This is a genomic window from Halomicrococcus gelatinilyticus (assembly GCA_024227995.1).
Lineage (GTDB): Archaea > Halobacteriota > Halobacteria > Halobacteriales > Haladaptataceae > Halomicrococcus > Halomicrococcus gelatinilyticus.
Genome location: CP100465.1, coordinates 242,040 through 265,089 on the forward strand (window position 1 = coordinate 242,040; position 23,050 = coordinate 265,089).

General features: G+C 67.8%; 21 protein-coding genes. 12 read left to right on the forward strand and 9 right to left on the reverse strand.

What is annotated here, in order from left to right; translation table 11 throughout:
• Positions 1-43: 43 nt before the first annotated feature.
• Positions 44-676 carry a winged helix-turn-helix domain-containing protein gene (locus tag NKT36_RS01235; RefSeq protein WP_327052129.1) on the forward strand — a complete coding sequence of 211 codons (633 nt, stop codon included), beginning with the start codon at positions 44-46 and terminating at the stop codon, positions 674-676.
• Between the two features lie 109 nt (positions 677-785).
• Here the strand turns inward: NKT36_RS01235 and NKT36_RS01240 are convergent, their stop codons facing one another.
• Positions 786-1,394, reverse strand: coding sequence for a winged helix-turn-helix transcriptional regulator (locus NKT36_RS01240; protein ID WP_327052130.1), 609 nt, complete (start codon positions 1,392-1,394; stop codon positions 786-788).
• Positions 1,395-1,502: 108 nt separating this feature from the next.
• On the opposite strand from NKT36_RS01240, the gene NKT36_RS01245 reads away from it, so the two are divergent.
• Both NKT36_RS01245 and NKT36_RS01250 read left to right on the forward strand, forming a co-directional pair.
• A complete protein-coding gene (locus NKT36_RS01245; protein WP_327052131.1) occupies positions 1,503-1,796 on the forward strand; it encodes a HalOD1 output domain-containing protein in 294 nt (97 codons plus the stop codon).
• A gap of 295 nt (positions 1,797-2,091) precedes the next feature.
• Positions 2,092-3,915, forward strand: a complete 1,824-nt coding sequence (locus NKT36_RS01250; protein ID WP_327052132.1) for a flippase-like domain-containing protein — start codon at positions 2,092-2,094, stop codon at positions 3,913-3,915.
• On the opposite strand, the gene yjjX is transcribed toward NKT36_RS01250, so the two are convergent.
• Positions 3,912-4,424 (reverse strand): inosine/xanthosine triphosphatase, encoded by a 513-nt coding sequence (gene yjjX / locus NKT36_RS01255; RefSeq protein ID WP_327052133.1) that lies wholly within the window; start codon positions 4,422-4,424, stop codon positions 3,912-3,914. The genes NKT36_RS01250 and yjjX overlap by 4 nt on opposite strands.
• A gap of 35 nt (positions 4,425-4,459) precedes the next feature.
• Complete coding sequence (locus tag NKT36_RS01260) at positions 4,460-4,729, reverse strand: helix-turn-helix domain-containing protein (RefSeq protein ID WP_327052134.1); 270 nt, start codon at positions 4,727-4,729, stop codon at positions 4,460-4,462.
• 103 nt (positions 4,730-4,832) lie between these two features.
• On the opposite strand from NKT36_RS01260, the gene NKT36_RS01265 reads away from it, so the two are divergent.
• Complete coding sequence (locus NKT36_RS01265) at positions 4,833-6,155, forward strand: tRNA pseudouridine(54/55) synthase Pus10 (RefSeq protein ID WP_327052135.1); 1,323 nt, start codon at positions 4,833-4,835, stop codon at positions 6,153-6,155.
• A gap of 12 nt (positions 6,156-6,167) precedes the next feature.
• Here the strand turns inward: NKT36_RS01265 and NKT36_RS01270 are convergent, their stop codons facing one another.
• Complete coding sequence (locus tag NKT36_RS01270; RefSeq protein ID WP_327052136.1) at positions 6,168-6,629, reverse strand: hypothetical protein; 462 nt, start codon at positions 6,627-6,629, stop codon at positions 6,168-6,170.
• Between NKT36_RS01270 and NKT36_RS01275 the strand changes: the two genes are divergently transcribed.
• The 4 genes from NKT36_RS01275 to NKT36_RS01290 all read left to right on the forward strand — a co-directional run bounded on the left by NKT36_RS01275 (position 6,628) and on the right by NKT36_RS01290 (position 10,353).
• Positions 6,628-6,945: a MarR family transcriptional regulator gene (locus NKT36_RS01275; protein WP_327052137.1), complete on the forward strand. Its 318-nt coding sequence runs from the start codon at positions 6,628-6,630 to the stop codon at positions 6,943-6,945. The genes NKT36_RS01270 and NKT36_RS01275 overlap by 2 nt on opposite strands.
• A 393-nt stretch (positions 6,946-7,338) precedes the next feature.
• Complete coding sequence (locus NKT36_RS01280; protein WP_327052138.1) at positions 7,339-7,716, forward strand: hypothetical protein; 378 nt, start codon at positions 7,339-7,341, stop codon at positions 7,714-7,716.
• A gap of 496 nt (positions 7,717-8,212) precedes the next feature.
• Positions 8,213-8,800 carry a DUF6149 family protein gene (locus NKT36_RS01285; RefSeq protein WP_327052139.1) on the forward strand — a complete coding sequence of 196 codons (588 nt, stop codon included), beginning with the start codon at positions 8,213-8,215 and terminating at the stop codon, positions 8,798-8,800.
• 74 nt (positions 8,801-8,874) lie between these two features.
• Entirely contained in the window at positions 8,875-10,353 is a 1,479-nt protein-coding gene (locus tag NKT36_RS01290) for an AMP phosphorylase (protein WP_327052140.1), read from the forward strand.
• Here NKT36_RS01290 and rbcL read toward each other — a convergent pair whose 3' ends face one another.
• Complete coding sequence (rbcL, locus tag NKT36_RS01295) at positions 10,354-11,601, reverse strand: type III ribulose-bisphosphate carboxylase (protein ID WP_327052141.1); 1,248 nt, start codon at positions 11,599-11,601, stop codon at positions 10,354-10,356.
• Positions 11,602-11,714: 113 nt separating this feature from the next.
• Between rbcL and NKT36_RS01300 the strand changes: the two genes are divergently transcribed.
• The gene (locus tag NKT36_RS01300) at positions 11,715-12,569 is read left to right on the forward strand and encodes an NmrA/HSCARG family protein (RefSeq protein ID WP_327052142.1); all 855 of its coding nucleotides are present in this window, start codon (positions 11,715-11,717) and stop codon (positions 12,567-12,569) included.
• Here the strand turns inward: NKT36_RS01300 and ppsA are convergent.
• Positions 12,566-14,830, reverse strand: coding sequence for a phosphoenolpyruvate synthase (ppsA, locus tag NKT36_RS01305; RefSeq protein ID WP_327052143.1), 2,265 nt, complete (start codon positions 14,828-14,830; stop codon positions 12,566-12,568). The two genes, NKT36_RS01300 and ppsA, sit on opposite strands and share 4 nt — an antisense overlap.
• Before the next feature lie 163 nt (positions 14,831-14,993).
• Between ppsA and NKT36_RS01310 the strand changes: the two genes are divergently transcribed.
• From NKT36_RS01310 to NKT36_RS01320, 3 genes are all read left to right on the forward strand, one after another.
• Complete coding sequence (locus NKT36_RS01310) at positions 14,994-17,522, forward strand: methyl-accepting chemotaxis protein (protein WP_327052144.1); 2,529 nt, start codon at positions 14,994-14,996, stop codon at positions 17,520-17,522.
• A gap of 127 nt (positions 17,523-17,649) precedes the next feature.
• The gene (locus NKT36_RS01315) at positions 17,650-18,876 is read left to right on the forward strand and encodes a CBS domain-containing protein (protein WP_327052145.1); all 1,227 of its coding nucleotides are present in this window, start codon (positions 17,650-17,652) and stop codon (positions 18,874-18,876) included.
• A gap of 93 nt (positions 18,877-18,969) precedes the next feature.
• Positions 18,970-19,569: a CHRD domain-containing protein gene (locus NKT36_RS01320; protein WP_327052146.1), complete on the forward strand. Its 600-nt coding sequence runs from the start codon at positions 18,970-18,972 to the stop codon at positions 19,567-19,569.
• On the opposite strand, the gene menE is transcribed toward NKT36_RS01320, so the two are convergent.
• Genes menE through NKT36_RS01335 form a run of 3 tightly spaced genes read right to left on the reverse strand, consistent with a single transcriptional unit; the run spans position 19,554 to position 23,001 of the window.
• Entirely contained in the window at positions 19,554-21,032 is a 1,479-nt protein-coding gene (gene menE / locus NKT36_RS01325) for an o-succinylbenzoate--CoA ligase (protein WP_327052147.1), read from the reverse strand. The two genes, NKT36_RS01320 and menE, sit on opposite strands and share 16 nt — an antisense overlap.
• Positions 21,029-22,066 (reverse strand): mandelate racemase/muconate lactonizing enzyme family protein, encoded by a 1,038-nt coding sequence (locus NKT36_RS01330; protein ID WP_327052148.1) that lies wholly within the window; start codon positions 22,064-22,066, stop codon positions 21,029-21,031. Before NKT36_RS01330 ends, menE begins: the two co-directional genes overlap by 4 nt.
• Positions 22,063-23,001: a 1,4-dihydroxy-2-naphthoate polyprenyltransferase gene (locus NKT36_RS01335; protein ID WP_327052149.1), complete on the reverse strand. Its 939-nt coding sequence runs from the start codon at positions 22,999-23,001 to the stop codon at positions 22,063-22,065. The genes NKT36_RS01330 and NKT36_RS01335 overlap by 4 nt, the downstream gene beginning before the upstream one ends.
• Positions 23,002-23,050: the final 49 nt, after the last annotated feature.

Consider the following 23,050-nt stretch of genomic DNA (forward strand, 5'->3'; position numbering starts at 1 on the left):
ACTTTTTTATCCGTCACCGACTTCTGTCGTTCTGAGAACGACAATGTCCGGGGACGACGTCACAGACGAGACCGAACGAACCGGGGAGGAGATTCCCGTGGAGACGGGGGAGCCGAGCGAGGACGTGCCGGGCGACGCCGACGAACGACTCTCGCGCGGTCGGAAGCGACTGGGAGAGGGGGCCGACCGAGCGGTCGAGGGCTTCGACCAGGGGATCGTGGACCTGCTGTCGTGGGTGTTAGACACCGAAACCCGCGCGCGCATCTACGTCTACCTCCGACAGAATCCGGGAAGCACGAGCGAGGAGATCGCGGAGGGGACCGGCCTCTACCCGAGCACCGTCAGGGAGTCGCTGGCGGAACTCCACGAGGAGGAGAAGGTCGATCGCGAGAAGCGCGAGAGCGCCGGCGCCGGCAACAACCCCTACGAGTACACCGCCATCGCTCCGAGCGACCTCGTCGGCGGCATCGTCGACCAGGTCCAGAGCGAACTCAACACCGTGTTCAACCTCGACCGGCACCTCGAAGGCGAAGCCGAGACCGAAGCCGAGACCGAGCCGGTCAGCATCAGCGTCGAGGAGGAACCGGAGGCGGATGAAGACGACACCGGCCCGGAACCGGAGAGCGGTGACGGTACGGACGGCGAGGAAGAACGGTCCGAATCCGACGAGGAGTAGCGGTCGTCGGGAGCGTCCCGCTCCGACGTCGAACTACCCGCGGTTGCTTTTCGAGGTCGGAGCAGAAGCGTGGCTCTCACGGACGACGTCGTAGCGAGTGCCAGGAATTTCAGGGATCGAACGAGATGAGGCCGGCGGCCTCGGACGCGAACGATTCCACGTTCGCGTCGAAGGAGTCGGCGTAGCGGACGAGCAGCGTGATGAGCGTCTCCGGACGTTCGACGGCGTAGCCGTCCTCGCGGGAGAGCAGCCCCATCTCCTCGAGGTCGGCGGCGTGTTTGCTCACGGTGGCGCGCGAGACGTCGAGCGCGTCGGCGATGTCGCCGCCGGAGGCGTCGGGGTCCCGGAGGAGTTCGACGACCATGCCGCGCGCGGTGTCCCGGCGGAGGTACGACAGCGCCACCTGCTCGAACGCGGAGAACTGCGCGGCCGGGAAGAAGCGGCGGTAGTCGCCGTCGCGGTGGCTCTCGACGACCTCGCCCTCAACGAGGCGGCGGAGGTGGTGCTGCGTCTCGCCGGTGCCGAGCTGGAGGTCGTCACGAATCTTCGAGAAGTGTGCGCCGGGCGTCGTCGCGACGTAGCCCGCTATCGCGTCGGGAACCTCGCTGCGCTCGTCCTTGCGATCGGCGAGCTTCGTCAGCGGTGCGGCTGCTCCGAGAACAGCGAAGCGCCGGAGGGTAGCGCGCTTATTTTCATCCACGTTCCCGCGCTCAACCATCTATCAGTTCTAATACAGCGGTGCCTAAAACGTCTTCGCTTGTTCGTCCTGATGGCATATTGAGATGTAGCGCCGGACTTATGACCGACTGGCCGGTAGGATAGAGTGATGAGCAGTAGTGTAACATCTGCACAAGATAGCTCGGCCGTCAGCACGGCCGTCGTCGAGGCCGTCGCGAGGGAGCGAGGGGTTCCGATCACCGAGATCGACACGCCCCTGAACGACGTCGTCGATCCCGACGCCCTGGACGCGCTGTTCGGCTCGACGGTGACCGGGAAGGAACGAATGACCACGGGACACGTCGAGTTCACCTTCGCGGGGTGCGACGTCGTCGTCGAGGCGGACGGATCCGTTCGTGCCACCGACTGCTCGGTCGACGAGGCATCAGAGGAAGCTATCTAACCACCGCCAGTCTGTTCTCTGCTGCTCTGTCTGTCGGTCTTTTCCTGCGGCGAACCTTCTACCGGCCGTGATAGGACCGGGGCAAAGCGTTGCGTGCGCGAGAATCACACCGTCGTCGACGCGGGAGACGGGCGGCCGGCGGCGACGCTCGGAGACGGTGGACAGCGGTGGTCGCTCCGCCACGCGGAGGTACCGGCGCCCACTCTCGGTGACAGCCGTTCGCACGACGAGGCGGTCATTGGACCTCAATGGAGGGCAGAAGCTACTTACGGAGCGAGGGTGAGAGGTGAACGTAATGAGCGGTGGTTCAGTAGAGGTAAGTGTCGTTCTCCCCGCCTACAACGAGGAGGCGACCATCGAAAACACCGTCGAGACGACCCTCGACACGCTGGAATCGTTCCTGCCCTCCAACACTTTCGAGGTCATAGTCGCTGAGGACGGCTGTGACGACAGGACGCCAGAGATTGCGGACCGGATGGCCGCCGAGGACGAACGCGTTCGACACTTCCACAGCGACGAGCGCCTCGGGCGCGGCGGCGCCCTGAACGCCGCGTTCGAGGCCGCACACGGCGACACTCTGGTCTACTTCGACACCGACCTCGCGACGGACATGAAACACCTGGAGGAGCTCGTCGAGAGCATCAGGTCCGGCGACTACGACGTCGCCACGGGTTCCCGGTGGATGCCGGGCGAGGAGGCCAGTCGACCGGCCAAGCGCGACGTCGCGAGCCGGGGGTTCAACGGCCTGACGCGCCTGTTCCTCGGCTCCGAGATGCGCGACCACCAGTGCGGATTCAAGGCGTTCGACCGCGCCGCCCTGTTCGACCTGCTGGCGGACGTCGAGGACGAACACTGGTTCTGGGACACCGAGGTGCTCGTGCGCGCACAGCGCCGTGGCTACGACGTCAAGGAGTTCGCAGTGGACTGGACGCCGAAGGGAGACACCAAGGTCGACCTGGTGCGTGACGTGTTCGGGATGGGGAGCCAGATACTCCGCTGCTGGTGGGAGTTCGCCGTCCAGCCGCGTGCCACCCGCCGCGTCTCCATGGCCGTAGGCGTCCTGCTGACCGTCGTCGCCGTCGCGCTGATGACGGTCTACCTGCCGGTCGAGCGCGTGCTCGCGGAGATGAGCAGCGCCAACCCACTGCTCGTCGGGGCAGCGGCGGTCGTCTACGTTCTCTCGTGGCCGCTGCGCGGCGCTCGCTACCGCGACATCCTGGAGGAACTGGGATACACGGAGAGCCTGGGATTCCTCACCGGCGCTGTGTTCGTCAGTCAGACCGGTAACCTGGTCTTTCCGGCGCGTGCGGGCGACGCAGTCCGTGCCTACGTCGTCAAGGCTCGCCGGGGGATCCCCTACCCGACGGGGTTCGCCTCGCTAGCCGTCGAGCGCGTGTTCGACCTGCTGACGATCACCGTCATGGCCGGCACCGTGCTGCTCGGGCTGACCATCTCGGGAGAGGCCGCCCAGCTCGTCGAGGCGGTCACCGGTGCGAAGGAGGGCGAGGCCGCTCGCATGGCGGTCGCCGTCGCCGGTGGCGTGGGCGCCGCGGCCATCGCGGCCGTCGTCGCCATCGTCGCCAGCGCCCGCTCCGACCGGAACCTCGTCCGGGGCGTCGTCCAGTACGTCAGCACCGACTCCTACGCGGACTACGTGGCCGGCATCGTCGAGCAGTTCGTCGGCGACGTCCAGACGGTCGCCAACGACCGCGAGGCGTTCTTCCGCGTCGGCGCGAGCAGCCTCGCCATCTGGTCGCTCGACGTCGTGACGGCGCTGCTGGTACTCGTCGCGTTCCCCTCGGTCTCGCTCGCCCCGGTGACGCTCGTCACGGTCGGGTTCTTCGCGGTGAGCGTCGGGAACCTCGCGAAGGTGCTGCCGCTCTCGCCCGGCGGCGTCGGCCTCTACGAGGCTGCGTTCACCGTGTTCGTCTGGGGACTGACGCCGATCGGCTGGGAGATCGCCGTCGGCGCGGCCATCCTCGACCACGCCGTGAAGAACGTCGTGACGCTGGTCGGCGGCGTCGGGTCGATGTTCTCCCTCAACGTCTCGCTGACCACGGCGGTCGAGGAAGGCACCGACGTCGCAGCCAACTCCGACCCCGCGTCGCTCGACGACTAGTACCGGTCCGTGACGAACGGGCCGAGCGCTCCGGCGAGCGCACCGGCCAACGCCGTCTCGCGGTCGACGATACCGTCCGTCAACACGCCCGCCGCTCCCATCTTCTTCGCCACGTTCGACTCGCCCAGCACGTCGTCCATCACAGGGCCGAGTTCCTCGCCGCCCCGGACGCGCCGGGCCACGCCGTCCGGGAGACGCAGACGGAGGCCGCTCCCCCGTCCGATCGTCTCGCCGTCCGTCACCGCGGCCCACATGACGAGGTAGAGCCCGTCGACGTCGCCGACCTCGGCGACGCCACCCTCCAGTCCGACGCCGAGGTCGTACCCGGCGTCGAGCGCGCGCCGGGCGCGGTTCTCCGCTCCTTCGACCGTCTCGGCGTCGCCGAACGGCTGTTCGGGGACGCCCGACGCCACGTCGACCGAGTCGACCGTCGCGTCGGTTCGTCCTTCGAGCGCTGCCTCCGTCGCCGCGACCTTCACCGGATTCGTGCTACCCACGCCGACTCGCATGGTCGAGTCGTGTCGTGGGGTCGACTTGGCGGTTTCTACTCCTTCGCGACGGTCGGTCGTGACGTCCCGGCGGTCCGGCCGTCGAGATACCGCTCGCCGTCGTCCGTGATGGCGTAGGCGTCGTCGCCGACGTGGCGAGCCAGTCCGTTCGCCGCCAGTCGCCGGCAGCGCTCGGCGACGTGGCCGGGTTTCCAGGGGACGCGGTCGTCGGTTGCGACCCGCGACGGGCGCAGTGGACCGTCGACGGCCAGCAGTTCGAGTATCCGTTCGTCGAGCAGTTCCGTCCAGGTGGTCGACCGTCGCATGGGACGTCGGCTCTGGTCGCGTCACGGAATTTAAACGTTCGCACCGCCGGCGTGGTCGCACGAATCGGAAACCGGTTTACCGCGCGCCTCCCACCAAGCGGGTATGGACGTACTTTCCGCCGCGCGGCGAGTCATCGCCGAGGACCCGGTCTGTGACGCCTGTCTGGGCCGCCAGTTCGCCGACCGGAGCTTCGGGTTGACGAACGACGACCGCGGCCACGCCCTCAGGGTCGCGGTCGCGCTCGAGGACGACGAGGACTTCGCCGAACCGGACGAGCAGTGCTGGGTCTGTGAGGGCCAGACCGACCGCTACGACGAGTGGGCCGAGACGGTCGCGGCCCAACTGGAGGGCGTCGAGTTCGAGACGTACCAGGTCGGGACGCGGACGCCGCCGCTCATCGAGGAGAACGAGGCGCTGCTGCGCGACGCCGCCGACCTGCCGGAGGACGCCGGCGAGCTGTTCAAGTCGGCGTTCAACCGCGAGGTCGGCAAGCGCGTCGGCAGGCTCACCGGGACCGAGGTGGACTTCGACCGCCCCGACGTGCTCGCGCTGCTCGACCTCGAAGCTGCGCCGTTCGAGGGCGACCTCTCCTCACACGCCGTCGACGTGCAGGTCAACCCCGCCTTCGTCTACGGCCGCTACCGCAAGCTCGAACGCGACATCCCCCAGACGGAGTGGCCCTGCCGGGAGTGCGGCGGCTCCGGCAAGCAGCTCGCGGAAGGCGGCGGCGAGGAGCCCTGCGACCACTGCGGCGGGTCGGGCTACATGTACGAGGAGAGCGTCGAACAGCTGACCACGCCGCCCATTCTCGACGCGATGGACGGCGACGAGGCGCTCTTCCACGGTGCCGGCCGCGAGGACGTCGACGCGCTGATGCTGGGGACGGGTCGACCGTTCGTCGTCGAGGTGAAGCGTCCCCGCAAGCGCAACCCCGAGACGGACGCCCTCGAACGCGAGATCAACGAGTTCGCGGACGGCGCCGTCGAGGTCGAGGGGCTCCGCCTCGCCACCCACGAGATGGTCGAGCGCGTGAAGGAACTGCCGGCGAGCAAGACCTACCGGATGGACGTCGAGTTCGACGCCCCCGTCGACGCCGACGCGCTCGCCGACGCCGTCGCAGAACTCGACGGGACGACGGTGGAGCAGTACACCCCGAACCGCGTCGACCACCGCCGGGCCAGCCGGACGCGCGAGCGCACCGTCTACGACATCGACGGCCACCTGGAGGACGAACGCCACGGCGAACTGGAGGTCCACGGCGAGGGCGGCCTCTACGTGAAGGAACTCGTCAGCGGCGACGAGGGGCGCACCGAGCCGAGCGTCGCGGGCGTGCTCGGCGTCGGCGCCGAGGTGACCGCGCTCGACGTGACCGCCGTCGAGGGCGAGGACGAACCGTTCGACGACCCCGAGTACCTGCGCGAGTGAGCGTCCGGGAGTTCACTCGGTCCGGTCCGCGCTGGTGGTGTACCCCGGTGGCGGCGGCAGTTCCACCACCTCCGTCTCCTCGCGCTCGTGCGGTATCCGCGCTTCCATCTCTATCTTGACAGCGTGGTCGCCGCCGACCACGTCGCTCACGCCGACCATCACCGTCCCGGGCAGCTCCGGCGGTTCGAAGTGGTCGCGACACGCCTCGCCGATCTCGAACTCCGCCTCGGGTAGCAGGTCCTCGCGGACGAAGTGCCGAATCATGGTCACGTCCGCCAGCCGCCCGTCGCAGTATTCACGCAGGAACCTGTCGGCGAACGAGAGCGCGCGGTCCGCCTGCGCCTTCGGCGTGTCGCCGGGCGCGACGACGCCGTCCAACTGCACGTGGTCGTGATTCGCGTGCCGTGTCAGGACGCCGGTCGCCGCCACGGCGTCGTCGCCGCGGTTCTCGCGTCTGAACACCGTCTTCTCCATGCGATGGCGTAGCGGCCGGTGTAGTATAAAAGCTGACAGCAATGTTACCACTCGATTCGACCCAGGTGACAACCAAGAACAGGTCCTCGATGTCTTCAAACGCGGCCGCGCGGGCGACGGTCCCTGGGGCTACGCAAATCTCCACCGTATCCGCCTTGAAACCGGCCTCCGGAAGCAACGCGTCAACGAAGCCCTCGGCAGTCTCGTCGACGCCGACTGGATCGAACACGTCCACGTCGACGGCGAGAAGGTCCGCGGGCTGTACCGATTTGTAGACGACCCTCGAAATGAAGACAATCTGGAGGAGAGCGCTTGATTGTGGCATATTCCTATGTACTCTGCGCGAACTGCACAGCCGGCATTCTCGCTTCCAACCCTGAGTCTGTGGACGTGAATGTCTCCTATGATGTGTAGCGGCTAGAGCGTATAGAGTCGGAGGAGATAGCCAAGGGTATCACCAACTACATCGACGTGAGAGTCTCGAGTCTCAGCTTATACGTGGTAGTGACGCGGAACGCTGTTTGGGCTGAATCAATAGCGTCTATTTACTCTCGCGGTTAAGGAACGTTCTTCTCCCTGAAGTTATGATCGAGGTTGTCGATGAGTTCGAAGATCACGGCGAACGACCACATCATAGCCAGATTTATATTCGGGGGAGAATTCATTTATAATAATGGCTCTAAATCGGCGTACATTTAATAAATCTTTGATGGCTCTTGGGATAAGTGGGGCGCTTAGTGGCTGCTTCGGGAGCACCACCCCTGATGGAGTTCGATTAGATAAAATCAGACTAGTGAATTTCGACCCAATCGAAAAAGCCAAAATAAAATTGGCGGTTACACAGGACGGCAACAGTATACTTGAAAACGTATACGATGTTAAGAAGAAAGTTGATCGAGTAGCTCAACCGACAATTATTAACGACTTACCGCAAGACCTTGGGAAGTACAGAATCGAGGTCATGAATATCGAGACAAACGCTTCAACATCATTGAAAATCACCAGAAGTTCATATTATAAATGCTCTTATGTAGATATATTCATAGTAGAAGATAATATAAGTATTTATGTTAAAAGGTGTGAATAAGGCTACAGCTTTTTATTTTCACTGAGGGATTTTTAGCTACGTAAACTGGTTCCTGGGGATTTATATCTTTATCGGACGCCATTGCCGCTCTAGATTTGGCAGCTGGTTCTTTCTCAATACCATGTCTCTTCTTTTCTGAAGTCGACATTGAATCAGGGTTTTCAGAAACATAGTTTGAAAGGCCAAATGTTTGCTGGTAATTGTTGAAGTCGCTCAGGGCATTGTTTTGTGAATTTCTGACTGTAGAGTCAAAGTATTCCTCCCCATATCGGTCGGGAATTTATATGTGAACTCTACATAGTGTCCTAATCTATCCGTCCGTTGACCTCGATAACGTCACTCATCACCCCAATAGTTACCCACTACATCATCATTTGTCCCAGAGGGGTGGTCCGCTTTTTCGACCGTATCGATCTCGGGCGGTCGCGAGGGCGAACCATCGGAGAAGGGTCCGAGAGCCGGGAGGTTGAAGACGTCCGCGTCCCAACCCTCGCGCATGAAGATACGCCAGAACGTCCGCCACTGGGCCTCGAAGAAGGCGCTGGAACTCCCCGTGGTCAGCGACGTGGTGAGCGACAAACTCGTCGACCTGCACACGGGAATCTTCATCGGACGTGCCGACGAGGCACACCGCGAGGAGCGCCGCGACCACCTCGACGCGTTCTTCGACGCGACGATGGACACCTACCTCGTCGCGCTCCAGGAGGGCGCGCCGGAGGCGGAGGCGCGCGAGATCACCCACGTCCAGGCCAACTTCGACTTCTACAACCACGGCTGGACGGAGATGATGGAGTTCCCCAGCGACGAACTCGAAGAGCACTACGAGCGCTACGAGACGTTCTTCGAGCGCCACGGCATCACCATCGCCGACCCGCTCGGGGAGTTCGAACCCGCGGACCTGCCGGAAGCACCGTCGACGCCGGAGAAACTGGACGACCCAGAGCACCCCCACGCTGTCGGCGGGTTCGCGGACGACGTGTACGTGGAGGGCGGTGACGGCGAGATCCGCGTCGGCGGCGGCGAGGAACCGGACGACGTGAGCGTCGACCACGCGCCGGGCGTCGACGACGACGTCGAAGCGTAGCCGACCGTTCGGTCGGACTGCTTCTCCGCCTGCTTCGTGGGCGTATTTATACGGCCCCCGTTCGAACCACCGACATGGAGTTCGATACGGTCGAGATCGACATCGGTACTCGCCGCCCGGAGGTCCTCCTCAACGCCGTCGACGCCGAGGACCTCGGCGTCAACCCGCTCGACAGGGTCCAGATACGATGGAACGGTGGGACGACCATCGGCATCGTGGAGGTGACCGAGGGGCTCGTCCCGGAGGGAACGATGGGCGTAACTGAACGGCTCGCGCACATCGACGGACGCGTCGACGTCACGCTCGCACCGCAACCCGACTCGGTCCGATACGTGCGCAAGAAACTCGACGACGTGGAACTGGAGGCGGACGAACTGGAGACCATCGTCTCCGACATCAACGAGAACCGCCTGAGCGACGTGGAACTCGGGGCGTACGTCTCCGCGACCTACGCGAACGGCATGTCGCTGTCCGAGACGATGCACCTCACCGACGCGATGACGGTCGCGGGCGAGACCATCGACTGGGGCGACGAACTGGTCGCCGACAAGCACTCCATCGGCGGCGTCGCCGGCAACCGGGTGACGCCCATCGTCGTCCCCATCGTCGCCGCCGCCGGCGTCAAGATTCCCAAGACCTCCTCGCGGGCGGTGACGTCGCCCGCCGGCACCGCCGACACGATGGAGGTGTTCTGCGACGTCTCGTTCTCGCTGGCGGACATCAGGGACATCGTCGCGGAGACGAACGGCTGCATGGTCTGGGGCGGGTCGGTGAATCTCTCGCCGGTCGACGACAAGATAATCCGCGCGCTGACACCGCTGTCCATCGACCCGCCGGGACAGGTCATCGCCTCCGTGCTGTCGAAAAAGCGCAGTGCCGGGTCGACGCACGTCCTCATCGACGTCCCCTACGGCGAGGGAGCGAAGGTCCACGGCCTCGACGACGCCCGCGAACTCGCCGAGGACTTCCGGCGCGTCGGCGAGGACGCCGGCATGCGCGTCGAGTGTACCATCACGCAGGGGACCCAGCCCATCGGCCGTGGCATCGGCCCGGTCCTCGAAGCCCGGGACGTCCTCGCCGTACTGCAGGGCGACGGCCCGGAGGACCTCCGCCTCAAGAGCATCCGCCTCGCGGACATCCTGCTCGACGCCTGCGACGCCGGCGAGGACGCCGAGGACGTCCTCGATTCGGGGCGCGCACTGTCGAGGTTCCGTGACATCGTCGCGGCGCAGAACGGCGACCCCGACGTGACGACCGACGACCTGCAACCTGGGAGCGAGCGGGCGGTCGTCCGCGCCGACCGTGGCGGCGTCGTCACGCACGTCGACAACCGCCTCGTCAGCGACATCGCGCGCCGCGCCGGTGCGCCGAAGGACGCGGGCGCGGGGCTGTATCTCCACCGCCGCGTCGGACAGGAGGTCGAGGCCGACGACGAACTGTTCACGCTCTACGCCGAGAACGAGAGCAAACTCGACGACGCGTGCTCGCTGGAACAGCGGACCGAGACCGTCCGCGTTCGGGGCCGCGACGAGGCACTCGTCGAGCGGATATAGCTACCGGGGCGTCTCGGTGCCCCACTTCTCCAGCGCCGTCGCGAGTTCGGAGTGGTCCTCGGCGTACTCCTCGACCGGGACGCCGTCCATCGTCGCGTCGATTGCCTGCCGGAGCGCCTTCGCACCGGCGTGGGTGCCGTCCGGGTGGCCGTGGACGCCGCCGCCGGCCTGGATGCCGACGTTCGTCCCGACGCGGTCCATCAGTTCCGGGACGAGGCCCGGGTGGAGACCGCCGGACGCCATCGGCAGCACGTCGTTCATGCCGTAGCGGTCGGCGTAGAGCCACTCGTTGATGCCCTCCGTGTCCTCGTTCTCGAGCTTGCCGAGGTCGGCGGTGCCGGTGTGGATGTGGTCGACGCCCACGAGACGGGCGATCTGTGCGAGGACGCGCATCGAGACGCCGTGGTTCTCGACGCGGTCGAAGGCGGCGTGCATCGCGCGGTGGGCGTGGATGGCGAGCCCGAGCTCCTCGCAGCGCTCTCGTACCGACTGTACGGCGGCCCACCCGGTCGTGACGACGTCGACCATCACGTACTCGCAGCCCTGCTCGGCGACGGCGTCGGCGCGGTCGAGCATCGTGTTCGCGTCCGCCGTGATGTTGACGAGGTAGCTCTTGGGCTCGCCCGTCTCCTCCTCGGCACGGTCGCGCTGCGCGAGGCTCTCGGTGAGGCGGTCGTGGAAGGGGTTGAACGCCTGGTCGGTGAGGTTCTCGTCGTCCTTGAGCAGGTCGATGCCGCCGGTCCAGGCCTCGTACCCGATCTCGGCGTGCTGGTCGGTCGAGAGGCCGACCTTCGGCTTCGGCACCGTCGCGGTGATGGGGCGGTCGCCCGCGTCGAAGATGTCGTTGCGGACGCTGGTGCCGAACTGGGGGCCGGGGAACGTCGTCGCGAGCGGTTCGGGCCACTCGCAGTCGAGCAGGCGGATGCGCTCGACGGCCTTCATGCCCATGATGTTGCCGGCGATGCAGGACAGCACCTGCGCCATGTTGCCGTCCTCGAACAGTTCGTCGGGGTAGGCGACCTGCACGCGAGAGCCGTCGATGTCGAACGCGGTCGCGCTGAGGTCGGTGATGCCCCCGCTGACCTGCAGTTCGGCCCACGTCCCGTTGGAGGACTCGCTGGCGACGCGGCTGGCGGCAGACTCCATGTCCATGTCGGCGGCCGGTTCCACGTGGAAGCTGCAGACCAGGTCCGACGCGGCCGGTTCGTAGTCGAGGTCGAGGAAGTCTTCGTACCTGATGCCGGTCATAACCTATCGGTTGGACGGCTTGGGTTAAAAATCCGACCGCTGCATCGGGTCGAACCAGGGACCGTCCACCTCGGCGAGAACACTGAAGCCGTCACGGGTCGTGAGCCAGCGCCATGCCTGCACCGCCAGACAGGGTTCTGGTGACGGGGGCAACGGGGCGGCAGGGCGGCGCGGTCGCTCGCAACTTGCTCGGTGACGGCGTCGACGTTCGCGCGCTCACGCGGAGGCCGGCGAGCGACGCGGCCGCGGAACTCGTCGAACGCGGCGCGAGCGTCGTCGAGGGGGACCTGACCGACCGCAGTTCGCTCGAAGCGGCCGTCGAGGACGTCGACGGCGTCTACTGCGTGACGACGTGGGGCGAGGGCGTCGACGAGGAGATCGACCAGGGTACGACGCTCGCGACGGTCGCCGCCGGGGCGGACGTCGACCACCTCGTGTTCAGTTCGGCCTGGGGCGCGGACCGCGACACGGACGTTCCCTTCTTCAGCTCCAAGCGTGCCATCGAACACCGCCTCGCGTCGCTCGACCTCCCGGTGACCATCGTTCGGCCGGCCTCCTTCATGCAGAACTTCGAGGGGATGCGCGGGGAGATCCGCGACGGTCGGCTGGCGCTGGCGCTCGCCCCGCGCGTGCCGCTGTACCTCGTGGACGTCGACGACGTCGGTGCGTTCGTCGCCGACGCGTTCCAGCGGCCCGGACGGTACGCGGGGAACGCGTACGACCTCGCCGGCGACGAACTGACGCTGTCGGCGATGGCCGTCCGCTTCTCGGCGATCACCGGCGTCGACGTGACCGCGGACCACCTCCCTGTCGAGCACGTGGCGAAACGGATGGGCGACGAGTACGCGGCGCTGTACCGCTGGCTCAACCGCGGTGCGGGCCCTATCGACCTCTCGCATCTGCGCACGGCACACGACGTGGAGTTCGCGCTGTTCCAGGACTTCCTCCTGGAGAACGACTGGCGCTAGTCCTCGTGCTTCGCAACCTCGAACATCGTCTCGACGGCGACGTCGGGTGCGACCGAGATGGAGTCGATGCCGGCGTCGAGCAGGAACTCGACGTAGCCGGGCACCGTCGACGGCGCGTCGCCGCAGATGCCGACGGGGACGTCGTGGTCGTGGGCGTCGGCGACGAGCGAGCGGATCGACTCCTCGACCGCGGGGTCGGCCTCGTCGAACAGGTGGGCGAGCCGCGCCGAGTTCCGGTCGACGCCGAGCACGAGCTGGGTCAGGTCGTTCGACCCGACGGAGAAGCCGTCGAAGCGCTCGGCGAACTCGTCGGCGAGCACGACGTTCGAGGGGAGCTCCGCCATCACGTAGACGGGAACGTCGTCGGGCGGCAACCCGAACTCCCCGAGCAGGTCCAGGACCTGCTCGCCCTCCTCGGGCGTCCGGCAGAACGGCACCATCACGACGACGTTGTCGAGGCCGACGTCCTCCCGGACCTGTCGGAGCGCCGTACACTCCAGTTCGAACGCGTCGCGGAACCGCTCGTCGTAGTACCGAGACGCGCCCCGCCAGCCCAGCATCGGGTTCGCCTCCTCGGGTTCGTAGTAGCGTCCGCCCTCCAGGTTACGGTACTCGTCGGTCTTGAAGTCGCTGAGGCGGACGACGACAGTGGCGGGGTAGAACGCCGCCGCTATCTTCGCGATGCCGGTCCGGAGCGCGTCGACGAACTGCTTGCCCTCGTTGCGCGCGAGCAGGTGCAGCGGGTGGGCGCCGACGTGGCTGGTGACGATGAACTCCTCGCGCGCGAGGCCGACGCCGTCGACCGGGAGGTCGGCCAGCGCGAACGCGCGGTCGGGGTCGCCGAGCACGAGCATCACGTCCGTCTCGGTGTCGGGAACCTCGCCGGGGCGGTGCTCCTCGACGGCGTAGTCGAGGTGTCCCTCGTACACCCTGCCCCTCGCGCTCGTGCAGTCGACGGTCACCGCCTCGCCGTCGCGCAGGACGCGCGTCGCGTTTGCCGCGCCGACGACGGCCGGAACGCCGAGTTCGCGCGAGACGATGGCGGCGTGGCTCGTCTTCCCGCCGCGTTCGGTGACGATGGCGCTCGCCGACCGCATCGCCGGCACCCAGTCGGGGTCGGTCATCTCCGTGACGAGCACGTCGCCCGCCTCGAAGCGGTCCATCTCGCGCAGTTCGTGCATGACCCGGACCGTCCCGTCGCCGACGGCGTTGCCGATGGCGACGCCGGACAGCAACGGGTCGCCCCCCTCCTCCTCCAGGTGGTACTCCCGGAGGAACTCCTTCTCGCGGCCGCCGTGAACTGTTTCGGGACGGGCCTGGACGACGTAGGCCGTCCCGTCCGCGACCAGCCACTCGACGTCCATCGGACGCCCGTAGTGGTCCTCGATGCGACCGGCGTACGTCGCGAGTTCGCGGATGCGTTCGTCGTCGAGCGCCGGCACCTCCCGCTCGGCGGGGGGAACGTCCTCCACCTCGGTCTCGGTGCCCCGGACCACCATCCGGCGGGACTTCTGGCCGACGTCCCGTTCGACGATGCCGCCGGTCGGTTCGAAGACGGTGTAGCGGTCCGGCGTCACCTCCCCCTGGACGACGAGTTCGCCGAGGCCGTACGCGCCCTCGATGACGACGACGTCGTCGAACCCCGAGTCGGGGTCGTTGGTGAAGGCGACGCCCGCGGCGTCGGCCCGCCCCATCTGCTGGACGATGGCCGCGAGCTTCACGTCGAAGTGGTCGAAGTCGTTCTCCTCCCGGTAGGCGATGGCGCGGTCGGTGAACAGCGATGCGTAACACCCCCGGACCGCCTCCAGCAGGTCCTCGCTGCCCGTCACGTTCAGGAACGTCTCCTGCTGGCCGGCGAACGACGCCTCGGGGAGGTCCTCGGCCGTGGCGGACGACCGCACCGCGACCGCGGGGTCGGTCGCGTCGAGTTCCCCGCCCAGGTCCGCGTACCGGTCGGCGATGGCGTCCGCGAGGTCGTCGGGGAACGCCGCCCCGCGGATGATGTCTCGGACGCGCTGGCCTCGGTCCCGGAGGTCGCTCACGTCGTCGGGGGAGAGGTCCGCGAGGACGGAACGGACCTCCTCGTCGATGCCCGACGCGTCCACGAAGCGGTCGTACGCGTCCGCCGTCGTCGCGAACCCTGGCAGGACAGGCACGTCGAGCGTCGCGAGCACGCCGAGGTTGGCCGCCTTCCCCCCGACGACGTCACCGTCGTCGCCGTCCAGTTCCCGCAGTCGCCTCACGTAATCCGTGTCTCCCATCTTCTGTCCCCTCCACGGAACCTCGACGCGGAGCGTCTTGAAAGACGTTCATGTTCCGTGCGAACAATTCTGTCGGAGATGCTCTACAGCAACAATTAAGGACAGAAAGTATATCCACTACTGTATTACCAGAATAGATAGTAAAAGTCAGTGAAAATATATTATGCTAGGTAAACTTAAGAACGTCTACAAGACGCTCGGGTTCAAGATCGTCCTCGTTATCCTCGTCTGTAGTCTCGTTCCGCTCGGTGCGACGACGTACATCTCGCTGGAGCAGGCAGACGAGAAGCTGGACAAGAAGTCGACAGCTCGGCAGGCTGCGGCGGTCGAGAACGTCGCGGAGAAAGCGGAGACGCGGTCGCGGTTCTACCAGAAGCAGATCAGACTCGTCAGACAGCACCCGTCGGTGCAGGACCTGGTCGAAAAGCGGTACGAGAACGAGTCGCTCGGCGAGGCGGTGACGCGGTACGAGAAGGGCGCGGGATATCCCAGGCTCCTCGACGGTGACCCGGCCTACGAGCGGACGCAGACGTACTTCACGCGGGTCGCGGCCGACAACCCCAGCATCGACATGATACGGGTGTTCTGGCGCGACGGCAACGTCCTCTCCGGATACAAACTCGGCTCGGAGGACGTGAAAGACTACAAGGCGAACAAGGGCTGGTTCGAGGACGTCGTCGAGAGCAACACGATACGCGAAGGGGAGGTCTACGTCTCCGCGATCAACGTCGCGCGAGCGACCGACTCGCCCGCGATACGCTACGCGATGCCGATCGTCGTCGAGGGCAAGACGGTGGGCCTCGTCATCATCAACTACGAGGCGACCCAGATCACCGCGCCCGTCAGGACGATCGAACTCGGCGAGAACGGGTACGGGGCGCTCGTCGACACCGGGTATCAGACGGTCGAGGGCGTGGAGATGGGGCCGACCTACGTGGCGAACGGCCGGAACAACGACCTCGAGTTCAACATGTCGGCCGCCAGTAACCTCTCCATCCCCACGAGCTCGCTGTCCGGTGAGACCGGCAATCTCACGTTCCAGGACGACGGCCAGAAGTGGAACGGCCAGTACAGGAAGGTCGAACTGGCGAACGGCCACGAGTACTACGCGGTCGCTGCCGTCCCGTCCGCCGAGATGAACGCCGCCCAGCGCAACATCCGCGAGTCGAGCTTCCTCATCTCGGGGATCGCCGCACTGCTCGTCGTCGGCCTCGGTCTCTTCACGTCCCGACGCATCACCCGGCCGATCGACGAGATCGCCGACGACGCGGCGGCGGTCGCCGACGGCGACCTCGACCACGACATCCGCCAGTCGTCGTTCAGCAGCGAGATCGACACCCTCACGAGCTCGGTCGGGGAGATGAAGCGGAACGTCGTCGAGGCGCTCGAGGACGCGGAGGACGCGAAACGCGAGGCGGAGGCGGAGAGCGAGCGTGCCCGCGAGGCGATGGAGGAGGCCGAGCAGGCGAAGGCCGAGGCCGAAGGGGCCCAGGAGCAGGCGGAGGAAGCCAGGGCGGAGGCCGAGGCGCTCTCCACGGCCATCGAGTCGAAGGCCGACGAGTACAGCGCGGTGATGGCCGCGGCGGCGGACGGCGACCTCACCCGTCGCATGGACCCCGACAGCCGGAGCGAGGCGATGACCGAGATCGGCGAGGCGTTCAACGAGATGATCGCCGACCTCGAATCGACCGTCGTGGAGATACAGCGGTTCGCGGACCGGGTCGACGCCGCGAGCGGCCAGGTGACCACGAGCGCGGAGGAGGTCGAACGCACCAGCGAGGAGGTCAGCGAGTCGGTCCAGGACATCTCCGACGGCGCTGCCCGACAGAACGAGAACCTCCAGGAGATCTCCGGCGAGATGAACGACCTCTCCGCGACCATCGAGGAGATAGCGTCGTCGGCGAACGAGGTCGCCGGCGTGTCCCAGCGCGCGGCCGAGGTCGGCGAGACCGGCAGCGAGCACGCGACGGCGGCGCTGGACGAGATGGACAGCATCGAGACCGCCGCCGCAGGGGCGAAAGAGGAGGTCGAGTCGCTGGACGAGGAGATGGCCGCCATCGGCGAGATCGTCGAACTCATCGACAGCATCGCCGAGCAGACGAACCTGCTCGCGCTGAACGCCTCCATCGAGGCAGCCCGCGCCGGCGAGGCCGGCGAAGGGTTCGAGATCGTCGCGAACGAGATCAAGGACCTGGCGGCCGAGACGGCGGAGGCGACGACGGAGATTGAGGAACTCATCGAGAACGTCCAGTCGTCGACCGGCAACACCGTCGAGGACGTCGCCAGCGTGCAGGCGCGCCTGACCTCCGGGAGGGAGACCGTCGAGTCGGCGCTCGACTCGCTGGACGAGGTGGTCGAGTTCGTCGAGGAGGCCAACGACGGCATCCAGTCGATCAGCGACGCGACCGACGAGCAGGCCGCCTCGACCGAGGAGGCGGTCGCCATGCTCGACCAGATCGCCGAGACGAGCGAGGAGACGACCGCCGAAGCCCAGAACGTGGCGGCGGCGTCCGAGCAGGCGACGTCGGCCATCGGGTCGGTCTCTGACAGCGCGACGGACCTCTCCCGGCAGGCGACCGACCTCAAGGACCGACTCGACGAGTTCGAGGTGGCAGACGGCGGTGACGCATCCGCCGACGGATCCGTCGACGACACCGAGATGCAGTTCGGCCAGGTGACGACCGACGACTGACGGCCCGGTCCGTCGGGCCCGTCTCCGTAGCTGACTTCGTTCGCCGTCCTTCTTCGTTGATTCCCGGACCGTCCGCGGCCGTGACATCCACGAGCGTCACGTCGGTCGGTGACGTACACCGTCCTGGATGAACATCAGCAACCTGGTCTCCACGGAGTTCGAGACCGTAGACGTCGACGCTCCCGTGTCGAAACTCGAGGGGAAGTTCGCGGACCCGGAGCTGCAGGCGGTCGTCGTCACGGACGACGACGAGTACAGCGGTCTCGTGACCCGCCGGCAGCTGAACACGGCGCACCGCCACCCGGACGAGAAGGCGCGCAACCTCGTCTGGCACGTCTCGAAGGTCGCCCCGGACGAGAACGTCCGCACCGTCGCCCGACTGCTGATCGGCAGTCGCTCCCGCGTCCTCCCGGCGTTCGACGACGGCGACCTCCACGGCGTCGTGACCGCCGACGCGGTGCTCGACGCGGTCCGGTCGTACCTCGGCGTACTGTCTGTGTCGGACGTCTACAGCCACGACCTCGTCACGGTCGCGCCGACGACGACCATGGGCGAGGCGCTGCACCTGTTCCGCGAGCGCGACGTGACTCACCTGCCCGTCGTCGAGCGCCCAGACGCCCGCGCCGACGAAGCGGCGAGCGGCGACGTCGTCGGCGTCGTGAGCATCTTCGACTCCCTCGACTTCTCCGCGCGCGAGATGGGGAAAGAGCAGGGCGGGTCGCCCGACCGGTTCGACCGCACCGGCGGCCGCTCCCACGGCGGCTTCGGAGAGCGCGCCGGTGAACTGGAGCGGATGCTCGACCTCCCGGTGCGCAACGTGATGAGCGAACCGGCGCGGACGACCGCTCCCGACCGGCCGCTCGACGAGGCGGTCGGGACGATGCTCGACGAGGGCATCTCGTCGCTCGTCGTCACCTCGGGCGACGGACCGGCAGGCATCGTGACGAAGACCGACGCGCTGGAGGCGCTGACGTGGACCGAGGAGCGGCACCTCACGCTCCAGATCGACGGCATCGACCTGCTGGACGACGTCTCGCGGGAGGAGCTCCGTGGGATGATCGAGCGCACGGCCGACAAGTACGCGCGGATGACGGTGTACGACGCCCACGTCTACCTCCACGAGCACAAGGAGTCGTTCCGGGGTACGCCCCTGGTGCTGGCGCGCATCCGTCTCTTCACGGACAAGGGACAGTTCGTCGGCACCGGGGAGGGGTACGGCGCGGGGCACGCGCTCCGCCTCGCGCGCAACCGCCTGGAGCGCCAGATACTGGAGGGAAAGGAGTACGCCCGCTCGAAGAAGCATCCCTCGCTCGAGGAGCAGGAGAAACTGCTGGGCTGGTGGCTGGCGGGGTGACGGCGGCCCGACCCACGGGGCCAGGAACCGACGCCACCGCCGCCGGCCCCGGGACTTAACCTCGCGTCCGTGGACGTCGAAGAGGGTACGAGTATGGTCGACAGACGCGACGTTCTCCGGGCGGGCGCAGCGGCGGCGGGCGGGGCGACCGTGACCGCGAGCGCACAGGACGGCTCCCCGACGTACAGCGCCGGACGGATGACGGGCGACCAGCAGCCGGATTCGGTCGAGACCGACGCGGAAGGAGCGCTGCTACTCTCCCGCCGTGGGGACTCGATGCGCTACGTTCTCCTCGTGACCGGCGTCGAGGACGTCACCCAGGCGCACATCCACCGCGGCGAGGAGGGGAAGAACGGGCCGGTCGTCACCTGGCTCTATCCGGGGCCGCGCTCCCGGAACCCGCAACGTATCCCGGGACGGTTCGACGGCGTCCTCGCGGAGGGCGAGTTCGGAGCCGGTGCCCTCGTGGGACCGCTGGGCGGTGGGACGCTGGACGACCTCGTGGCAGCCGTCGAGAACCGCGGTGCCTTCGTCCAGGTGCACACGAAGGCGAACCCGGCGGGCGAGATACGCGGACAGCTCGGCGGGGTCGGGAGCGTGACGGTCCAGTTCCGCAACCGCGTCGAGGTCGAGGCCGGGGACGGGTTCGGCTTCCAGCGGTCGGTGCAGCTACAGATTCAGCAGCGTTCCTGACGCAGGCGCTCGCGGACGGCGTCGCGGTCGACGGTCCCCGACGCGGTTCGCGGGAGTTGCTCCGCGGTCGCCAGCAGCCGCGGGTGTTTGTAGCCCGCCAGCCGTCCGTCGCAGTGGTCGCGGACGTCGGCAAGCGAGAGGGCCGCGTCGCCGCGGGGAACGACGAGCGCGGCGACGCGCTCGCCCCACTCCTCGTCCTCGACGCCGATCACGGCCGCCTCCGCGACGTCGGGGTGGTCGCGGAGCGTCGCGACAACCTCGCCGGGGTCGACGTTCTCCCCGCCGGTGACGATGCGGTCCGAGCGGCGGTTGAGCACCCAGAGCCGGCCCGCCTCGTCGCGGTAGCCCACGTCGCCGGTGTGGAGGCCGTGTTCGCCGAACGCGGCCGCGGTCTCCCCGGGGTCGTCGTAGTAGCCCGCCATCACGGTGGGTCCCGAGACGACGAGTTCGCCGGGTTCGTCCGGTGGGAGCGGGTCGCCCGACTCGTCGACGACCGTCACGTCGGTCCAGAGGAGCGGTCGACCGACGGTGCCGTCGTGGTCGAACGCCTCCGCCGGGGAAGCGGTCGCGACCTGCGATGCCGTCTCGGTCATGCCGTACGTCGGGTAGACCGGAACGCCGCGTCGCTCGCACTCGGCGAGCAGTTCGTCGCGTGCGGGCGCGCCGCCGAGCAGGACGAACCGCAGCGAGTCCGGCAACTCGCCCGTCGCCAGCAGCCGTTTCAGCATCGTCGGGACGAGCGAGACGCCGGTCGCGCCGTGCTCGTCGAGCGCCGCGAGCGTCCGCTCCGGGTCGAACCCCTCCTCGACGACGACGGTGGTGCCGTACAGCGTCGACCGCAGCACCGGTGCGAGTCCGCCCATGTGGTACGTCGAGAGACAGAGGTGCCAGCGGTCCTCCGGGAGGACGCCGAGTCGGAACGCTGAGGCGGTCGCGCTGGCGAGCAGGTTCCCCATCGTCAGGACGACCGCCTTCGGGTCGCCCGTCGTCCCGGAGGTGAACAGGACGACCTGCGGGTCCGCGCGGTCCCACGCCCCCGGCTCGAACGCCGCCGGCTCCTGGCCGTCGAGGGACGGCACCGACCCGTCGTCGACCGAGACGACCGGGACGTCGCCGGCGACAGCCGTCGCGTCCGCCCCGGTGTCGGCCTCGCAGACCAGCGCCGCGAGGTCGGCCGTCGCGACCTGCGACCGGAGTTCGGGGCGCGCGAGACGGACGTTCAGCGGGACGAGCACGCAGCCCAGTCGCATCGCAGCGTGAACCAGCCGAACTGACGCGAGCCGCGTCTCCATCAGCACGCCGAGGTGGTCGCCCTCGCGGAGGCCGAGCGCGGCCAGGCGACCGGCCGTCTCCGCGACGCGCACGTCGAGGTCGGCGTAGGTCAGTTCCGTTCCGTCGTCGGCCGCGACGATGGCCGTCGCGTCCGGCGAGGCCGCCGCGCGGTGGGCGAGCCAGTCTCTCATGGCGACCCCCACGTGTCCGCGACGCCGACGCCGGGCGTCTGCGGGACTCCGATCCGACCGTCGACGACCCGCGCGCGGTCGGGGCCGAGGTCGCGGTCGAGCAGTTCGGCGGTCGCCAGCCCGCACGCCGGTCGGTCCGGGATGGCGGCCGCCGCGTGGATGGCCGCCGTCCGGGCGACGACGGCGTCCACGGTGGTCGTCACGACCGCTTCGACGCCGCGCTCGCGGGCCTGCCGGGCGGCCGCGACGGTGCGGTCCGGCCCGCCGAGCGCCATCGGCTTCAGAACGAGCACGTCCGCCGCCCCGGCGTCGAGCACCGCGTCGACGGAACGGGCGGCGAGCGACTCGTCGGCGGCCACGCCGACCGGGCCGCCACGGAGGTCGGCGAGACCGTCGAGGTCGTCTGCCGGAAGGGGTTGCTCGACGTAGACGACGCCGACGTCTGCGAGGGCCGCGAACGCTTCCTCGGCCTGCTCGCGCGACCACGCGCCGTTGGCGTCCGCACGCAGTTCCACCTCCGGGCCGACGGCCGCTCGCACGTCCCGGAGACGTGCGACGTCCTCGTCGACCGGGCGCGCACCGACCTTCACCTTCACGGCGTCGAAGCCGGCGGCGACGGCGTCCTCGGCGGCCGCGACGGTCTCGTCGGACGGTGCGTCACCAACGGTGGCGTTTACCGGAATCCCGTCCACGCGCCCACTCTCGTCGACGAGGTGGCGGTACAGCGGAACGCCGTCGCGACGGGCGCGAAGGTCCGCGAGCGCGAGCGCAACCCCGTGGCGGGCCGCCGGCCGGTCGTCGAGTTCGGAGAGGACGCCGTCGGGGTCGGCCAGGACGTCGTCGACGTCCGCGAGCGCGTCGCGGCACCGGGACGGCGACTCGGTCCACCCCGGCAGTGGCGTGGCCTCGCCGATGCCGACGTCGCCGTCGTCCTCGACGCGGACGAGCAGGCCCTCGCGGTGCTCGATTGCGCCGAGGGCGGTGTCGAGCGGCGACGCGAGGGGGAGCGAGAACTCGCGCGTCTCGACGGTCATACTACCATCCCGAGCGCGAACAGGGCGGAGTGGGCGGCGAGCAGCTTCCCCGTCTGTGCCAGCGCTGGGTTGAGCGCCTCGCCGGAGCTGTCGGTCAGCACCGTCCGCGTCACGAGTGCGGCGTAGGGCAGGGTGAGCAGCGGTAGGAGGACGCCCGGCCCGAATTCGTCGCCGATCCAGAAGCAGACGGGGACGAGATAGGCGAGCGCGACCATGCCGACGTACTCGGCGCGACTCGCCCGGTAGCCGACGAGGACAGCGAGCGTCTTCTTGCCCGCTTCGCGGTCGGTCTCCAGGTCGCGGACGTTGTTCACGACGAGGATGTTCGTCGAGATGGCGGCGACGGGGAGACTCGTGAGGAACGCCGTCCACGTGACGGTGCCCTCGGGGATTCCGAGCGGGACGCCGGCGACGAGCGAGGCGGCCTGCACGTAGAAGGTCCCCATCACGGCGACGACGCCGAAGAAGACGAACACGAAGAGGTCGCCGAGGCCGTGGGAGCCGAGCGGGAACGGGCCGCCGGCGTAGGCGAAGCCCGATACGACGCTGGCCAGCCCGACGACGAGGATGGGGAGGCCGCCGACTGCGACGAGGTAGACGCCCACGAGGACGGCGAGGCCGAACGTCGCGTAGGTCGCCCGCCTGACCTCGTCCGGCGGGATGAGCCCCGACTGGGTGACGCGGGTGAACCCCTCGCGGTCGTCGGTGTCGACGCCCTTCACCGCGTCGTAGTAGTCGTTGGCGAAGTTCGTCCCGATCTGGATGAGCGCCGCGCCGACGAACGCGGCCAGCGCCGGCAGGGCCGCGAACACGCCCTCGTGGACGGCCAGGCCCGTACCGACGACGACGGGGGCCGCGGCCGCCGGCAGCGTGTGCGGTCGGGCCGCCATCAGCCACGCCTCGCGGCGCGAAACCTGTGTCGCGGTCTCGGTCATTGCCTAGAGGTTCCGACGTGACCGGCAAAGCGTCTACGGTTTGGTGGAA

Bases quoted from the DNA above. Each gene is read 5' to 3' on its own strand.
- NKT36_RS01235 (WP_327052129.1), top strand. From the start codon at position 44: ATGTCCGGGGACGACGTCACAGACGAGACCGAACGAACCGGGGAGGAG.
- NKT36_RS01240 (WP_327052130.1), bottom strand. From the start codon at position 1,394: ATGGTTGAGCGCGGGAACGTGGATGAAAATAAGCGCGCTACCCTCCGG.
- NKT36_RS01245 (WP_327052131.1), top strand. From the start codon at position 1,503: ATGAGCAGTAGTGTAACATCTGCACAAGATAGCTCGGCCGTCAGCACG.
- NKT36_RS01250 (WP_327052132.1), top strand. From the start codon at position 2,092: ATGAGCGGTGGTTCAGTAGAGGTAAGTGTCGTTCTCCCCGCCTACAAC.
- yjjX (WP_327052133.1), bottom strand. From the start codon at position 4,424: ATGCGAGTCGGCGTGGGTAGCACGAATCCGGTGAAGGTCGCGGCGACG.
- NKT36_RS01260 (WP_327052134.1), bottom strand. From the start codon at position 4,729: ATGCGACGGTCGACCACCTGGACGGAACTGCTCGACGAACGGATACTC.
- NKT36_RS01265 (WP_327052135.1), top strand. From the start codon at position 4,833: ATGGACGTACTTTCCGCCGCGCGGCGAGTCATCGCCGAGGACCCGGTC.
- NKT36_RS01275 (WP_327052137.1), top strand. From the start codon at position 6,628: ATGCGATGGCGTAGCGGCCGGTGTAGTATAAAAGCTGACAGCAATGTT.
- NKT36_RS01270 (WP_327052136.1), bottom strand. From the start codon at position 6,629: ATGGAGAAGACGGTGTTCAGACGCGAGAACCGCGGCGACGACGCCGTG.
- NKT36_RS01280 (WP_327052138.1), top strand. From the start codon at position 7,339: ATGGCTCTTGGGATAAGTGGGGCGCTTAGTGGCTGCTTCGGGAGCACC.
- NKT36_RS01285 (WP_327052139.1), top strand. From the start codon at position 8,213: ATGAAGATACGCCAGAACGTCCGCCACTGGGCCTCGAAGAAGGCGCTG.
- NKT36_RS01290 (WP_327052140.1), top strand. From the start codon at position 8,875: ATGGAGTTCGATACGGTCGAGATCGACATCGGTACTCGCCGCCCGGAG.
- rbcL (WP_327052141.1), bottom strand. From the start codon at position 11,601: ATGACCGGCATCAGGTACGAAGACTTCCTCGACCTCGACTACGAACCG.
- NKT36_RS01300 (WP_327052142.1), top strand. From the start codon at position 11,715: ATGCCTGCACCGCCAGACAGGGTTCTGGTGACGGGGGCAACGGGGCGG.
- ppsA (WP_327052143.1), bottom strand. From the start codon at position 14,830: ATGGGAGACACGGATTACGTGAGGCGACTGCGGGAACTGGACGGCGAC.
- NKT36_RS01310 (WP_327052144.1), top strand. From the start codon at position 14,994: ATGCTAGGTAAACTTAAGAACGTCTACAAGACGCTCGGGTTCAAGATC.
- NKT36_RS01315 (WP_327052145.1), top strand. From the start codon at position 17,650: ATGAACATCAGCAACCTGGTCTCCACGGAGTTCGAGACCGTAGACGTC.
- NKT36_RS01320 (WP_327052146.1), top strand. From the start codon at position 18,970: ATGGTCGACAGACGCGACGTTCTCCGGGCGGGCGCAGCGGCGGCGGGC.
- menE (WP_327052147.1), bottom strand. From the start codon at position 21,032: ATGAGAGACTGGCTCGCCCACCGCGCGGCGGCCTCGCCGGACGCGACG.
- NKT36_RS01330 (WP_327052148.1), bottom strand. From the start codon at position 22,066: ATGACCGTCGAGACGCGCGAGTTCTCGCTCCCCCTCGCGTCGCCGCTC.
- NKT36_RS01335 (WP_327052149.1), bottom strand. From the start codon at position 23,001: ATGACCGAGACCGCGACACAGGTTTCGCGCCGCGAGGCGTGGCTGATG.